This is a genomic window from Microvirga massiliensis, from assembly GCF_001006805.1.
Taxonomy (GTDB): Bacteria; Pseudomonadota; Alphaproteobacteria; order Rhizobiales; family Beijerinckiaceae; genus Microvirga; species Microvirga massiliensis.
Genome location: NZ_LN811359.1, coordinates 230,396 through 245,021, shown reverse-complemented (window position 1 = coordinate 245,021; position 14,626 = coordinate 230,396). Strand labels below are relative to the sequence as shown.

Sequence of the window (14,626 nt, the reverse complement as noted above, 5' to 3'; positions counted from 1 at the left end):
GACCGTGCCGCCGCGGATGAGGGCATCAAACTTCTGCATCACTCTCTCATACCCAGGTTGCGCGATATCGTATACAAACTGCACGCAATAGGAAGCCCGTCATCGGTGTGATGGCTCGAATTCCTTATAGTAGGCTCGCGTCTTCCGAGGAGCAGGGCAGGGCGTGACGTTGCGAGGTGAACATGGAGAGTGAGACCGAAAAGCTGGCAGACAACGCCTATCGCACGGTTCTTAATAGGATTCTGTCGCACGAGCTGCCGGGCGGGTCGGTCATTCAGGAACGCAAGCTCGCCGAATCCATGGGCATCTCACGGACGCCGATGCGCGATGCCCTCGGGCGCCTTGAGGGCGAAGGTCTGCTGGTTCGCCTCACTCAACGCCTGCTGGCCGTCCGCGTCATCACACTCCAGGACTATCTCCATAGCTTGGATGTGCGTGCCATGATTGAGCCGCAAGCCGCCGCCTTGGCGGTCCGGCAGGTCACGCCCGACGACCTTGCGGATCTGGAGAGCCGGCTTGCTGCTCTGGAGCATACCGAACAACCATCACCGGACATGCACTGGGCCTGCGATGATCGTCTGCACGAGATGATCGCTGAACGGAGTGGGAATCCGTTCCTTGCCAAGATGATCCGCGACATGCGCCGGTATACGAAGATTTTCGAGCGCCAGACGGTACCCATGCGCTACAAGCCCGGAGTCGAGGACCATCGTCGCATTCTCAGCGCCTTGGCGTCCAGAAAACCGGACAAAGCCCGTGATGCTATGGCTGAGCACATTCGACAGGTCCGTAAGCGCATTCTCGACGGCTACTGATCGGCACTCGCGTTCACTCCCGACGCATAGAGCAGGTTAGCGCTTGCGCAACAGCGCGCATTATGCATTTAAATGGTATACCAACGGAATGCCGAGCCGTTGCGTTAGAGATTGAGCCAGGACCTCGTCCCGCCGGACATGCGAACCGGGCCGCTCGGCGGTCACTAACTGGAGGGAAGACATGAAAGCGATCAACCGTTCGGTCCTGCTTGGCGGACTTGCCGCCATTCTCGTTGGCCCGTCCTGGGCTCAAGACTGTAAGCCGAGGGTCCCGGACAGTGCCCTCGTAAAGCCCGGCGCGCTCATCATGTCGACGAACCCAACGTTGCCGCCGTTGCAGTTCATCAACCAGCAGGGCGAACTCAAGGGCATGCGAGTCGAACTCGGCGAGGCAATCGCGAAGCGCCTCTGCCTTAAGCCCGAGTATGTCCGGATCGAGTTCTCGGCGATGGTGCCCGGCCTGCAGGCTGGCAGATGGGATATGATCAATACCGGCATCTTCTTTACCGAAGAGCGGGCAAAGATGATGTTCATGATTCCTTACGAGAGTCAGGCAATCAGCATCTCCATTGCCAATAAGGATGCCGGCAAGGTGACCAAGCCGGAGGATCTTGCCGGTAAGACCGTCGGAGTCGAAATCGGAGGCTTCGAGGAGCGCAAAATCAAGGATCTCGATGCCGACCTTCGCAAGAAGGGGCTTGCGGGAATGACGATCCGCACCTTCGATAATTTCGCTACCGCCTATCAAGCCCTCCGCGCCGGTCAGCTCGAGGCGGTCGTCTCGATCGACGGTGTCGCCAAGGAGTATCAGGATAGGGGTGATTTCACGCGCGCGCTGTCGGGTCTGTTCCCGACGCCAGTCGCGCTGGCATTTCGCAATAAGCAACTAGCCGAGGAGACGCTCAAAGTCCTGAACGAGATGAAGGGCGACGGCTCCTTCGAGAAGCTTTTCAACAGTTATGGCGTCGTACCCGCCGGGGGCGACCTCGTTATCAAGGGACCGGCAGCCTGAGAATCGAGCCAGGACGCAAACGGCGCAGGGCTTAGCTCTGCGCCGCCCACAAGAGAGCCGCCATGCAGATTTGGAACTGGTCCGGTTTTTTCGACTATCTGACGAATGAGTACATCCTGCTCGGTGCAGTTACGACTCTTTGGTTGACGGCATTTTCGATTACGGCCGGCCTCTTGCTTGGCTTTGCGCTCGCGCTGATGCGGCTGTCGAAGAGCCGGATCGTGGCTGCACCAGCATCGTTCTATGTGTGGCTGTTCCGTGGTACCCCGCTCCTTGTTCAACTGATCGTAATCTACACCGGCCTGCCCCAATTCGGCGTAAAGCTTTCGGTGGTCGAGTCGGCTCTGATCGGCTTGGCACTGAACGAGGCAGCGTATCTCTCCGAGATTGTACGGGCCGGTATCACAGCGGTGTCGCGTGGGCAGGTGAACGCTGCGCGGGCCCTCGGTATGCGCGATGGCCAGATCATGCGCTATGTGGTGATGCCACAGGCATTGCGGATCATCGTGCCCCCACTTGGCAACTCCGTAAATGGCTTACTCAAGACCACCTCGGTTACGTCCGTCATTTCCATGGAGGAGCTTCTGCGCCGCACGCAGGTACTGATCCAAGAGAAATTCATGGTTCTTGAGCTCTTCGCGGTTGCAGCAATCTATTATCTTGCAATGACGACTGCCTGGGACTTCGTGCAACGGCGGATCGAGCGCAAGTTTGGTCGTGCGTACGAGCAGACCGCAGCCTCTACTGAGCAGCGCTAATCGTCACCTTCTTTTCCTTCAGCGCTTGGAACGGACAGCAGTTATGGCCAAGATTTTTCGCGGCACCTACACGGTCATGATCACTCCCTTCGACGCCAGCGGCGCCGTTGATGCGAAGGGTCTTCGCGATTTCACCGAATGGCAAATTACGCAGGGTATCCACGGCCTGATTCCACTCGGATCGACTGGCGAGTTCCTCTCGCTGTCTGATGACGAGAAGATGCAGGTGGCCGAGACGGTCATCCGCGCCGCTGCCGGCCGGGTGCCGATCCTGATCGGCACGGGCGCTGAGGATACGCGTGAGGTGGTGCGCTTGAGTCGACAGGCCGAGTCCCTCGGTGCCGACGGTGTGATGATTATTCCACCATTCTATTCGACACCAACGGAGGACGAACTCTACCATCACTACAAGACTGTTGCCGATGCGATCTCGATTCCAATCATGATCTATAACAACCCGGCGACCGCTAATGTCGACCTCAAGCCGGAAACTGTCGCGCGACTCGCGACCATTGATGGTTGCAATTACATCAAGGAGTCCACGCTCGAGGTGACGCGCGTGCGTGATATCATCCGGTTGTGCGGCGATCGAATGAGTGTTTTCGGTGGTATTCTCGGGTTTGAGTCCTTTGTCGAGGGGGCGCAGGGTTGGGTAGCCGTGGCCTCGAATGTTGCTCCGAAACCGCTGGCCCGCCTGTTCGAGCTCGTCGTCGATGAAGATAAGATCCAGGAGGCGCGGGAACTGTACCTCCGCTGGCTGCCACTGATCGAGGCCGTAGGTGGTCACCGCTACGTTGCAGGCACCAAATCCTTGCTCCACCACATGGGTTTCCAAGCTGGCCCGCCGCGCCCCCCGCGGCTGCCGCTGCCACGCGAGTCGCATGATGCTCTGAGGAATCTCGTTGAGCGCTTTGACCTTCGCTTCGGACATTGAATCTTTCCTGGAGAATGCAATGCCTGTCGCTTCTGATCGCGCGCGTTTGATTGCCTGGCTGGGCCAGTTGGTCGCGATCCCGACTGCCTATCCGCCGGGCGACACGACGCGGCTCTGCGCCGAAATCGCCCCCGAGCTCACCCGCCTCGGCTACCGTGTTGGCGTGCACAAGGAGGTCGACGGGCTCGAGAACATCGTGGCCTCGATCGGCGAGGGCACGCCTCATCTCGTCTTCAACGCCCATGTCGACACCGTCGGGGTCGGCGACCGCGGCGACTGGCGTACCGATCCCTTCGTGCTCACGGCACACGGCGACCGTCTCTACGGGCTCGGCGCCTCGAACTGCAAGGGCAGCATGGCGGTGCATCTGTGGCTCGCTGAGGAGATCGCCAAACGCGGCGGGCCCCGGCGTGGCACAGTCACCTTCACCTTCGTGACCGACGAGGAGAGCCTCGGGCCGCATGGCATGGCCTATCTGCGCCAGGCTGGCCTCGTAAAGCCCACCATGCTCTGCCTCGGTGCACCGACCTCCAACGCGCTGATCACCACCGAGCGGGGCGTCATGTGGGTGGCGGTCGAGACCACCGGCAGGGCCGCGCACGCTGGCGCGCCCGAGACCGGCGATAACGCCATTGAGCGCATGCTCCGGCTGATCGCCTGCCTGCAGCGCGACCTCTTCCCCCGCATTGCCGCCCGGCGCGAGGGCGAAGCGCGCTCGACCGTCAATCTCGGCCAGCTTCAGGGCGGCTCGAACACCAACGTGGTGCCGAGCCGCTGCCGGCTCGAGATCGACCGCCGCCTTCTGCCGAGCGAGAGCGTCGAACGGGCCTATGCCGAGATCGTCGAGACGCTCCGGGCGTCTGGGGAGCCGGAGGGGAGTTGGTCGGCCGAGCTGATGCGCGGCACCAACGGCTTCGCCTCGGCCGCGGACGGAGAGCTCGTGGCCGCGCTGGCGGGGGCCGTCGAGCAGGTGACAGGCGAGCCGGCCCGGTTCGGGACTGCGATCGGGGCAAGCGACGGGCGCTATTTTGCCGAGGATGGCATCGAGATCGTCAACTTCGGCCCGGGCGGCGGCTCGGAGGGCCATGCTGCGAACGAGTTCGTCTTGGCTTCCGAGCTCGAGACGAGCGCCGCGATCCACCTCGCACTCGTCGAGCGGCTCCTCGGCTGGCGGGACTGACGCGTCGATGCGCCTGCAAACGCGCAATCCCAACCGCGGCGGCCCGACCATCGTTTTCGAGGGAAGGCCGCTCGCGGCGATAGACGGCGAGAGCGTTGCCGCGGCTCTGTTCGCGCATGGCGAAGTCGCACTGTGCCGCGGAAAGGACGGCGTCGCGCACGGCGTGTTTTGCGGCATGGGAGTTTGCCACGACTGTTTAGTCACTATTGACGGCAGAGCGAGTCAGCGTGCCTGCATGACGAAGGTCCGTGAGGGTATGCGCGTGACCCGCCAGAGTGCAGGCTGCCTCGTCCTCTCCAGCGATCTTACTGATCTTGTAGAGGTACCCGGAAGCTCTCCCACTGAGCGCCGTGTCGATGTCGCAATAGTTGGCGCTGGACCTGGGGGGCTTACGGCAGCCGAGACGGCAAGACGTGCTGGCGCTTCGGTGCTCGTTATCGACGAGCGGCCAGCACCGGGTGGACAATTCTTCAAGCAGCCTGCCTCCGCCGCCGCGATTCTCTCAGGTGGCGTCGACCGGCAGACTCGCGATGGTGCAGCCCTGATCGCGCGAGCACAGGCGCTGGGGGTCGAATTCGCTGACGAGGCACTTGTCTGGGGCGCGTTCCGGGATCCGGAGGGTGGGATCGAGCTTGCGACCGTCCGGCACGGCCAGGTCCAGATCGTGCGCCCCCGCATGCTGATCATCGCGACGGGAGCCTACGAGCGACCCCACATGGTGCCGGGCTGGACACTCCCCGGTGTCATTACCACCGGGGCCTGCCAGACGTTGGTGCGCAGCTACGGCGTGGCGCCCGGCCGGAGAGTGCTGGTCGCCGGCAATGGCCCCCTCAATCTACAGGTCGCCGCCGAACTCCTGCGCGGCGGGGCGGAGGTGGTGGCGGTGGCTGAAGCCGCACCGGCGCCGTGGACCCGGCCAATACAGTCTCTCGGCCTATGGCTGGCCGCGCCACAGCTTGCGGCATTGGGATTGGGCCTCGTTGGGCGACTCGCGCAAGCGCGCACGTCTGTTCTGTGGGGACACGTGCTGCGGCGGATCGATGGTGATGGACGGGCGGAACGGGCGATCTTGTCCCTGCTCGGGCCCGACGGGACTCCGCTCGAGGGGCGGGACGTCGCCCTCGAGGCAGATGCTGTCTGCGTGGGGTACGGCTTCCTGCCCTCGAGTGAACTGCCCCGATTGCTTGGATGCCGGCACCGCTCTGTCTCCTCCGGATCTCCACATCCCGAGGTCGAACGCGGCGACGATGGTTCGACCTCTCTCCCCGACGTGTTTGTCGTTGGTGAGGCGGGCGGCTTCGGTGGCGCGCACATTGCAATGGCGCAAGGGCGACTCGCCGCGGCGGAAGCATCGCGTCGACTCGATCTATCGGTACCCGGCAATACAGCTCGAACCCGCCGCATGCTTGCCCGCCATCGGCGCTTTCAGTCCGGACTTGCACGGCTTTTCGCGGCACCGGATCTGGGGCTGTCCTGTACAGACGACGAAACGCCTGTCTGTCGTTGCGAGGCCGTGACGCTCGGCAGGCTACGGGCAATCATTGCCAATGCACGGGTCACCGACGTTCCTACCCTGAAGCGCTTGACGCGGGCAGGAATGGGCCGCTGTCAGGGCCGCTATTGCGCACCCCGACTGCATGAACTGGTCGAGGGCACAACTCCTGCCACGGAACTCGGTTTCTTGGCACCGCAGGTGCCTCTGCGCCCGACACCGCTCGCCGCACTCGCCGTCGAGAAGCCGGAATGGGGCGGGCACAAGCGGGCTCTCCTGCCGGATTGTGATTCTCCCAAGGGCGAGTCTCTGCCAATAAACCAGGCCGATACTGTGGTCATCGGAGCCGGGATAGTCGGGCTCTCGACTGCCCTATTTCTGGCGCGGGCCGGGCGCGAGGTCGTGGTCATCGACCGAGGCAAGCCAAATAGCCTCGCCTCCGGCGGCAATGCAGGCAGCCTGCACGCCCAACTTCTGTCGTTTGATTACGGCAGCAAAGCCGAGGCAGGCGGTACACCGGCTGTGCGCACGTTGAAGCTTCAACTCGAGGCGATCGATTTGTGGCGCCGGCTCGAGATGGAACTCGAGGCGGATTTTGAGATCAAAGTCACCGGTGGCGTGATGGTCGCCGAGACCGAACGGGACCTCGCTTTCCTGCACGCGAAGACGCGTGCCGAACGCGAGCAAGGCATCGAATGTGGAGTCATTAACGCAGCCGAGCTACGCCAACTGGAGCCAGCACTCGACAAACGGTTTATCGGCGCAGCCTATTGTCCTCAGGAGGGCAAGATTAACCCGCTCATCGCTACGCAGGGGATCCTGGATGCGGCGCTTGCAAGAGGGGCACGGATCGTCGCAGACACTGAGGTCCGGGCGATCCGCCGCAACGCCCCCGGCTTTGAAATCGACACGCAACGCGGGACGATCCGCGCCGGACGCATCGTGAACGCGGCCGGCTCATTCGCGGGGCGGATTGGTTCCATGCTTGGACTTGACCTACCCGTGTTCGGCGCACCCCTGCAGATGATCGTCACCGAAGCCGTTGAACCGCTTGTCTCGCGCCTTGTGGCACACGCGGACCGGCACCTGACGCTCAAGCAGGCTGCGAACGGCAACTTTATCATCGGGGGCGGCTGGACTGCAGGCCTCGATGCCGTCCATCAGCAGCCTCGCCCTCTGCGAGCGAGTATCGAGGGTAATCTCTGGGTGGCGCAGCGCGTGCTGCCTGCCTTGCGCAAGCTCCACGTCCTGCGCACGTGGGCAGCGATGAACATCAATATCGATGGAGCACCGATCTTGGGTGAGCATCCGGCTGCGCCCGGATTCTACAATGCCGTTACGTCAAACGGCTATACACTTGGCCCCATCATGGGACTGACCACGGCCGAGCTCATTCTTCAAGGTCGTGCCGAACGCGACATCAGCGCTTTCACAGTGGCCCGCTTCGGGGCGTAGTTGTCAGCAGGTACATTATGATCGGCATCCAACACGTCAGTAAGTGGTACAAGGACTTTCAAGTCCTGAAAGACTGCAGCACCTCCGTTGCCAAGGGGGAAGTGGTCGTGATCTGTGGCCCATCTGGCTCAGGCAAGTCGACCCTGATCAAGTGTGTCAATGCCCTGGAGAACTTTCAAAAAGGCGAAATCGTTATCGATGGGACTTCGCTTGGCGATCCAGCGACAGACTTACCGAAGCTGCGCTCCCGTGTCGGAATGGTCTTTCAGAGTTTCGAACTTTTTCCGCACCTCTCGATCATCGATAACCTGACACTCGCACAGGAAAAAGTCATCGGGCGCGGCCGCGACGAGGCAATGGCGAAAGGTATGGCGCTCCTCGAGAGGGTAGGGCTGCGTTCGCAGGCTGCGAAATACCCGGGCCAGCTCTCAGGCGGCCAGCAGCAGCGCGTCGCGATCGCACGGGCACTCGCTATGGATCCAATTGCAATGCTGTTCGACGAGCCAACGTCCGCGCTCGACCCGGAGATGATCAATGAGGTCCTCGACGTTATGACCGAACTCGCGCGCGAGGGCATGACCATGATGTGCGTGACTCACGAGATGGGCTTCGCTCGTCGGGTTGCCCATCGCGTAGTCTTCATGGATTATGGTCAGATCGTCGAGGATCGGGCGACGGGCGATTTCTTCGAGAATCCCAAAACCGACCGGGCGAGAGCCTTCCTGAGCAAGATTCTGAATCACTAGCGCTCCAGTTGGGCCTTTTGCTTGTGGAGTGCTCGTTTGCGCTATGAGGGTTGCCGAACCGCCTGATGGGTCCGTTGCCCTCCCGACCAGGCGATCACAAAAGCAGGCTCGGTCCAGCGCTGCTGCAGGCGAGTGGCCACGTGGCAGTTTTCCTGGACAGACCATCGCACCAGCGCTGCAGTCTGATGCACTTGCTACTTTGTTGGGGTGAGCTCAACCGATCAGCGTGGTGCACCACGGCCGTTATGGCAAACGCCAGCATCACCAGCGACACATGTTGGTGCCCGCCGAGCCACGAGCGGGTCTCGTTATGCGCGAGCCCGGTTTGAGTGATCTCGAACGCATCCGCGATGGCTCTCACTGCGCACTAGGGTATCCATTAGTATGCCGGTCGGGCACCAAGTCGAGAACGCAAGGTCCTGATCTGTGAGACTGCACGTAATCAAGAGACCGCGTTCCTCCTTGCGAGTGAGGTCGATTTTCAGGCGTGATCTTCCCTCGGTATGGTGGGTGACCTGGTACGCTGATATCGGCGACGAAAATATCTGATGGCGAAGACGTGACCGGCACTGGTTCATGCTGGTTGGCTCCGTTGAGCAAAAGAATGGCTGTGTAGGTCCTGCCGCCGTGCAAGCCGTGGCGTGATCGTCCCGAGCGGCCGCCTTGGGCCCGAAAGTGGCCGCACAACTCTATCAGACGTTGATCAGCAGTCGATGGCAGGTGAGCCGGTGTGGCTCTTGCCAATGTTCCTGTTTCGTTCTAAACAGGGCCGATCACGCATGACGGGCGTGATCCTCTGAAACCCGACGCCTGCTTCTCGCGGCCTTCGGCCGGCGCGCCGCGTCGTGACCTCCTTATCCCTGACATTGCAAGCGGGCGCACACGCGCCCGAAGGAGATCACCATGCCGCGCAAAAGAACGCAGAGCTTGCGTTCGTCGAAGACGAGCGCACCGCACCAGGACAGCGGGAAGGGCTCGGATCTTCTCGCCCGGGCCTTCCTCGACATCCTGGCCCGCGAGGAGGGCGCCCGGACCAAGCCGATGCTCCGGTCGGGTAAGGACCCGGACGATCCGATCGAGCAGCTGCTCGACGATCTCTCCGATCCCTCGAGCCCCGAAGCTGCGGCATCCCTGCGCCCCAATCTCGCGGCAGTGGCCGTCCTGACCGCCCGCGCCATCGAGGCCGAGCCGGGCCTGACGAAAAAGCTGCGTCGCGAGGCACCGGTCGTTGTCCTCGCCACGCATACTCCGGATGTCGTGGCCACGACCAAGATGGTCGTGGAAACCTGCGCGCTGCCTGCCGACACGGATGTCTACGGGACCGACCTGAGAGATCGTCACCTGCCGAACGCGGCTTTCCTGCTCGCCCGTGACGGAACGGGCAAGGACGACAAGCCGGACACCCACAATGATCTCGTGGCGCTGGCCCTGCACCGGCGTCTGCCGATCATCGGGATCGCCCCGGATCCGCGCCGTCATCTGCCCCGTGACATGATGCGGACCGCCGAATACCGGCTCTCCCTGCCACAGCTTGACGAGAGCGGGTTGCGCCTCGTCATCGAGGCCGTCACGGGACAGACGCCGACCCGACCGATCGATCCCGACATCCTGCGGATCCTGGACGTGGCCGACCTGCCGCTGGCGCTGCGCGCCGACCGTACGCCCGACGACTGTGTTGCGCTGCTCGAGGCCACCGTCTCGAAGAAGACCGACTATCTCGGCGAGGGACCCTCGCTCGAGGATCTCGACGGCTATGGCGAGGCCAAGACCTGGGGGCTCGAGCTCGCTGCCGATCTGGCCGACCTCAAGGCCGGGCGGATCGAGTGGTCCGCTGTCGATCACAAGGGCCTGCTCCTCTCCGGTCCGCCCGGCGTGGGCAAGACGCAATATGCAAGAGCCCTCGCCAAAACCGCGCGGGTGCCGCTCGTCGCCACCAGCGTCGCCGACTGGAACGCCGCCCAGTATCTGTCGGGAACCCTTCAGGCGATCCGCAATGCCTTCGCCCAGGCGCGCCGCCTCGCACCCTGCATCCTGTTCATCGACGAGCTCGACGGCATCTCGGATCGCGCGCGGCTGCAAGGCGATTACGTCGAGTACTGGACGCAAATCGTGAACTTGCTTCTTGAGCTCCTCGCCGGGGTCGACGAGCGCCCCGGAGTGGTCGTGCTAGCGGCGACGAACTTTCCCGAAAAGATCGATGCCGCGGTCAAGAGGGCGGGACGCCTCGACCGGGAGATCGCCATTGGCAAGCCCGACATCCCGACGCTTGCGCGGATCTTTCGCCATCATGTTGGCGCTGATCTCGAGGGCGTCGATCTCCTGCCGCTGGCTCTTGCCGCACGGGGGGCGACCGGTGCCGATGTCGAGGCTGTCGTGCGTCGGGCCAAAGGGGGAGCGCGTCGTGCAAGGCGTCCGCTGCGGCTGGACGACTTGATGGCGGAAATCAGGGCCAACCAGAAGCCGATGACGCCGGAGGTCAGACGCCGCATCGCGATCCACGAGGCGGGCCACGTAGTGGTGAGCCGAATTCTCGGCATCGGCTCCCTGATTGGCGTGTCGCTGCACGACAGCGGCGGTTTCACCGACATAGAGGGAGGCCTCGATGGAGCCGCCACGCTGCCGGTGCTCGAAAGAATGATGACGTTGCTTCTCGCGGGCCGTGTCGCCGAGCGGCTCGTTCTCGGAAACGTCAGCATCGGCGCGGGCCTGATCCCGGACTCCGATCTCGGGAGGGCAACCGACATCGCCCGGTCCATTGAGCTTCGCTACGGTCTTGGCCTGATCGGGAACGTCTACATCGACGAAGGAGTGCCCGACGCCCTCATGCGCATTCCTGGCCTGATCGCAGCCGTGAAGGCGCGGCTCGACGATGCCTTTGAACGCGCGACGGCGATCCTGAGCGAGCACAGGGCCGAACTCGAACGGGTCGCCGTGGCCTTGGAGAAAGCCGGATATCTTTCGGGTGAGGAGGTCGAAGCTCTCGTGCAACTGCCCGGTGACTTCCAACTTTCATCCTCACCAAACGGCGTCGAGACCGCCCCAGAGAGATCGATTGGAGAGAGCGCATGATCCGGATTGATCAGGAGCCCGATGTGCTTGACCAGGACAGAAGCCCTGGACCCGACGTGAGATTTCAGGATCTCGCCGAGGCGATCGATCAGCTCGCGTCAGTGCTTCGTGTGGAACGCTACGCCATCATTGGCCCGCTCGCCAGGATAGTCCGGAAGAGAGCCGCATTCGAACGGCTCAAGGACGGGCCAGAGGATCACCACTGGCATCGATAGCGATGGTTCAGAGACGCCTGCGTGCACCCGTGGGCGTCTGCCGTTTTGCAGCAGGTGCAATAGAACACCTGCCTCATCAGGTCTAAATTGGGCGAGGATGGTGATTGCGAGCACGCTGGCTCCCCAATTCTATGAGGGTTGGTGAGCGAGCCGAAGATCGAGGAGCACACAGCAAGCAGCCCATGCCGCGCACACATAGATAGCAAATCCCCTTGGGAGAGACGTCGCGAAAGCGGAAACTTCACGATGCGAGTTGCCATTTCCGACCTCCTCTTGCGGAGATGGGGCCAAGCTGCCGGCACATCGGATGCTTGCTCAACATCCACGACACGGTCTCCATTCCGTAAGCCAAAGATGCCGATGCTCCGGTGATCGCCGGTGACAGGTGACCTGACTGGTGGAATTGGACCGAGTCGATTGAGAGGCTTAACTTGGAGGAATGAAGTCTCGCATGCCGGAGACGAGATTCAGCCTGGAGCAGATCGTTGCCAAGTTGCTAGGACTATGCCCATGACCCAGAGGACCGACGAGATCCGTGCCCTCATCGAGGGGCTCTATGATGACCCGGAGGACTTTCTGAAGGCGCCTCACCAGTGGTTCGGGGGCCGTCCCCCGGGCGAGTTCCTGGCGACCGAGGAGGGTCAACTCGAGCTCCTGCGGTTCTTGCGCAGTGGAGCCCAGCCGCCGCCCAATGAGATTGACCGCAACTTCAAACCCTACACCGACGCTGATCTTCAGTTCATCCCCGAGGGGGCGACGCAAGCCGACCGCCTGGTCGAGCAGGCGATCGTTCATCTCGAGGGCAAGATCGCGCAGCTCCGGGCGCTCAAAGGATCCGGGCCCCAGATCGCCGCAGTCATCGCGCGGACCGAGCAGGTGTTTGGTGAGCTGGGAGCGATCTGGCTGGTCGAGCACAACCCGGTGCTGCAGGCCACCCCTCTGGATGTCATTTCCCGAGGAAAGACAGACCGGGTCCTCACGCTGCTCGGCCGGATCGAGTCCGGCGTCTACGCGTGACCGCTCACACGTTGACCGGGCAGCTCGCGAGCGCGATCCAGGAAGCCACCATTGAAGCTGTCGCTGCGCACCAGAGGGCAGGGCGGTCCGGCATTCGGGAGCAAAGATCGCCGAATAACAGGGAAGCACCTGAGCGAATAGGAAGCTGTCCTCGCTGCAGTCGTGAAAACCTGCGAGCATTGGCAGCAGGGAGCGGTTTCAGCCCCGCCGACCATGCCCTTGCGGCCTGATACGGGTTGAATGCGAAGACGGTGGCCTGACTGACTTGGAGTGGAAGCTTCGGCGGTGATGAAAGATGGCTTGGTAAGTGAACGGGAGGTGCAGGACCTTGTCTCGGCGGCGGACCAGCGCAAGCAAGAACTCCTCGGCACTGCGGGTAAGTTGTTCAGTGAGGAGCAGGTTGGCGCTGAAGAGCCTGCTGACGAGCGAGGGCGTCCGTCGGCGCCGGCTCGGCACATCCATGAGCACCACGATTGTGCAGCGGACGACCTTAATCGGGGCTGCCAATGCTGCGATCGACGTGCTGGTACCGGATGAAACCGGTCACTGGCGGTTCGCGATGCTGACCTTCCGCAACGGAGCGATTGCGACAGGCGGGGATCTTCGGGTCTGGGAGGCTGTCAATGGCTGGAATGGGAGCATCCATCTTAAAAAGATGGCGGACGGGTCGGTCCGCGGTCGATGCTATCTTCTAGCTTTCAACGGGAGCCCTTCCGAATTGCCAGCGATCGCCGACTGCGGCGTCTATGAAGATCGGATCGTGAATGAGAACGGCCGTTGGAAGTTCGCTCACCGCCGGCTCGTCATGGATGCCACTACGTTCAAGCTAAAGTGGCCTGCCCCCTGAGAAGTGGTCCTCCCTAATGTATGGCTTTTGAGCCGAGTGGAGGACGAGAGGATGAGCAAGAAGCGACACACGGCAGAAGAGATCGTTGCGAAGCTGCGGCAGGTCGATGTGCTGACGGCACAGGGTCGGACCGTTGCAGAGGCGATCCGCTCGATCGGCGTGACGGAGGTGACGTATTATCGCTGGCGTCAGGAATACGGCGGGCTCAAGTGTGACCAGGTCAAGCGCTTGAAGGAACTCGAGGCTGAGAATGCCCGGTTGCGTCGCGCGGTCTCGGACCTCACCCTCGACAAGATGATCCTGAAAGAGGCCGCCAAGGGAAACTTCTGAGCCCCGCCCGCCGCCGCGCCTGTGTGGATCACGTGAGGGCCGAACTGGGCCTGTCCGAGCGACGGGTCTGCCGGGTTCTCGGCCAGCACCGGTCCACGCAGCGCAAGATCCCGACCACACCGGATGATGAGGCGGCTCTGACGGCCGACATCATCGCCCTTGCTCTTCAGTATGGCCGCTACGGCTATCGGCGCATCACCGCTCTCCTACGGGAGGCCGGCTGGAGAGTGAACGAGAAGCGGGTCAAGCGAATCTGGCGGCAGGAGGGGCTCAAAGTCCCACAAAAGCAACCGAAGAAAGGGCGGCTCTGGCTCAATGACGGATCCTGCATCCGGCTGCGACCAGAATATCCCAACCATGTCTGGTCCTATGACTTCGTCGAGGATCGCACGCATGACGGGCGCAAATTCCGCCTGCTCAACGTGATCGATGAGTACACGCGAGAGTGCCTGGCAATCCGGGTCAGCCGAAAGCTCATGGCCGTCGATGTGATCGACGTGCTCTCGGACCTGTTTATCCTACGCGGCGTTCCTGGACATATTCGGTCCGACAACGGTCCCGAGTTCGTGGCCCAAGCGGTTCGGGCCTGGATTGGCGCAGTCGGCGCGAAGGCGGCTTACATCGAGCCGGGCAGCCCATGGGAGAACGGCTACTGCGAAAGCTTCAACTCGAAGCTCCGGGATGAGCTTCTCAATGGCGAGATCTTCTACACCCTCAAGGAGGCCCAGATCGTGATCGAAAGCTGGAGGCGCCACT

Annotated in this window: 11 protein-coding genes and 2 pseudogenes; 12 read left to right on the top strand and 1 reads right to left on the bottom strand. The window is 62.4% G+C overall.

Annotated elements, in window-relative coordinates:
• Window positions 1–182: 182 nt before the first annotated feature.
• From BN1233_RS27220 to BN1233_RS27190, 7 genes are all read left to right on the top strand, one after another.
• Complete coding sequence (locus BN1233_RS27220) at window positions 183–815, top strand: GntR family transcriptional regulator (RefSeq protein ID WP_046866772.1); 633 nt, start codon at window positions 183–185, stop codon at window positions 813–815.
• A gap of 181 nt (window positions 816–996) precedes the next feature.
• Window positions 997–1,827, top strand: coding sequence for an ABC transporter substrate-binding protein (locus BN1233_RS27215; protein WP_046866771.1), 831 nt, complete (start codon window positions 997–999; stop codon window positions 1,825–1,827).
• 62 nt (window positions 1,828–1,889) lie between these two features.
• Window positions 1,890–2,585, top strand: a complete 696-nt coding sequence (locus BN1233_RS27210) for an amino acid ABC transporter permease (protein WP_046866770.1) — start codon at window positions 1,890–1,892, stop codon at window positions 2,583–2,585.
• 43 nt (window positions 2,586–2,628) lie between these two features.
• Complete coding sequence (dapA, locus tag BN1233_RS27205) at window positions 2,629–3,519, top strand: 4-hydroxy-tetrahydrodipicolinate synthase (protein WP_046866769.1); 891 nt, start codon at window positions 2,629–2,631, stop codon at window positions 3,517–3,519.
• A 19-nt stretch (window positions 3,520–3,538) separates the two neighbouring features.
• Window positions 3,539–4,699, top strand: coding sequence for a M20 family metallopeptidase (locus BN1233_RS27200; RefSeq protein WP_046866768.1), 1,161 nt, complete (start codon window positions 3,539–3,541; stop codon window positions 4,697–4,699).
• 7 nt (window positions 4,700–4,706) lie between these two features.
• Window positions 4,707–7,646 carry an FAD-dependent oxidoreductase gene (locus BN1233_RS27195; RefSeq protein WP_046866767.1) on the top strand — a complete coding sequence of 980 codons (2,940 nt, stop codon included), beginning with the start codon at window positions 4,707–4,709 and terminating at the stop codon, window positions 7,644–7,646.
• Window positions 7,647–7,663: 17 nt separating this feature from the next.
• Window positions 7,664–8,392 carry an amino acid ABC transporter ATP-binding protein gene (locus tag BN1233_RS27190; RefSeq protein ID WP_046866766.1) on the top strand — a complete coding sequence of 243 codons (729 nt, stop codon included), beginning with the start codon at window positions 7,664–7,666 and terminating at the stop codon, window positions 8,390–8,392.
• Window positions 8,393–8,624: 232 nt separating this feature from the next.
• Here BN1233_RS27190 and BN1233_RS51200 read toward each other — a convergent pair.
• Window positions 8,625–8,847, bottom strand: a pseudogene (locus BN1233_RS51200) (IS701 family transposase); the annotation flags it as partial.
• A 448-nt stretch (window positions 8,848–9,295) separates the two neighbouring features.
• On the opposite strand from BN1233_RS51200, the gene BN1233_RS27185 reads away from it, so the two are divergent.
• The 5 genes and pseudogenes from BN1233_RS27185 to BN1233_RS27160 form a co-directional block, all read left to right on the top strand.
• On the top strand, window positions 9,296–11,461 hold the full coding sequence (locus BN1233_RS27185) for an AAA family ATPase (RefSeq protein ID WP_048710287.1): 2,166 nt from the start codon (window positions 9,296–9,298) through the stop codon (window positions 11,459–11,461).
• Window positions 11,458–11,676 carry a hypothetical protein gene (locus BN1233_RS27180; protein ID WP_046866765.1) on the top strand — a complete coding sequence of 73 codons (219 nt, stop codon included), beginning with the start codon at window positions 11,458–11,460 and terminating at the stop codon, window positions 11,674–11,676. The genes BN1233_RS27185 and BN1233_RS27180 overlap by 4 nt, the downstream gene beginning before the upstream one ends.
• A 510-nt stretch (window positions 11,677–12,186) precedes the next feature.
• Window positions 12,187–12,693 carry an antitoxin Xre/MbcA/ParS toxin-binding domain-containing protein gene (locus tag BN1233_RS27175; RefSeq protein WP_046866764.1) on the top strand — a complete coding sequence of 169 codons (507 nt, stop codon included), beginning with the start codon at window positions 12,187–12,189 and terminating at the stop codon, window positions 12,691–12,693.
• 400 nt (window positions 12,694–13,093) lie between these two features.
• Window positions 13,094–13,540, top strand: coding sequence for a nuclear transport factor 2 family protein (locus BN1233_RS27170; RefSeq protein ID WP_046866763.1), 447 nt, complete (start codon window positions 13,094–13,096; stop codon window positions 13,538–13,540).
• 51 nt (window positions 13,541–13,591) lie between these two features.
• A pseudogene (locus tag BN1233_RS27160) lies at window positions 13,592–14,626 on the top strand (IS3 family transposase); the annotation flags it as partial.

Bases quoted from the DNA above. Each gene is read 5' to 3' on its own strand.
- BN1233_RS27220 (WP_046866772.1), top strand. From the start codon at position 183: ATGGAGAGTGAGACCGAAAAGCTGGCAGACAACGCCTATCGCACGGTT.
- BN1233_RS27215 (WP_046866771.1), top strand. From the start codon at position 997: ATGAAAGCGATCAACCGTTCGGTCCTGCTTGGCGGACTTGCCGCCATT.
- BN1233_RS27210 (WP_046866770.1), top strand. From the start codon at position 1,890: ATGCAGATTTGGAACTGGTCCGGTTTTTTCGACTATCTGACGAATGAG.
- dapA (WP_046866769.1), top strand. From the start codon at position 2,629: ATGGCCAAGATTTTTCGCGGCACCTACACGGTCATGATCACTCCCTTC.
- BN1233_RS27200 (WP_046866768.1), top strand. From the start codon at position 3,539: ATGCCTGTCGCTTCTGATCGCGCGCGTTTGATTGCCTGGCTGGGCCAG.
- BN1233_RS27195 (WP_046866767.1), top strand. From the start codon at position 4,707: ATGCGCCTGCAAACGCGCAATCCCAACCGCGGCGGCCCGACCATCGTT.
- BN1233_RS27190 (WP_046866766.1), top strand. From the start codon at position 7,664: ATGATCGGCATCCAACACGTCAGTAAGTGGTACAAGGACTTTCAAGTC.
- BN1233_RS27185 (WP_048710287.1), top strand. From the start codon at position 9,296: ATGCCGCGCAAAAGAACGCAGAGCTTGCGTTCGTCGAAGACGAGCGCA.
- BN1233_RS27180 (WP_046866765.1), top strand. From the start codon at position 11,458: ATGATCCGGATTGATCAGGAGCCCGATGTGCTTGACCAGGACAGAAGC.
- BN1233_RS27175 (WP_046866764.1), top strand. From the start codon at position 12,187: ATGACCCAGAGGACCGACGAGATCCGTGCCCTCATCGAGGGGCTCTAT.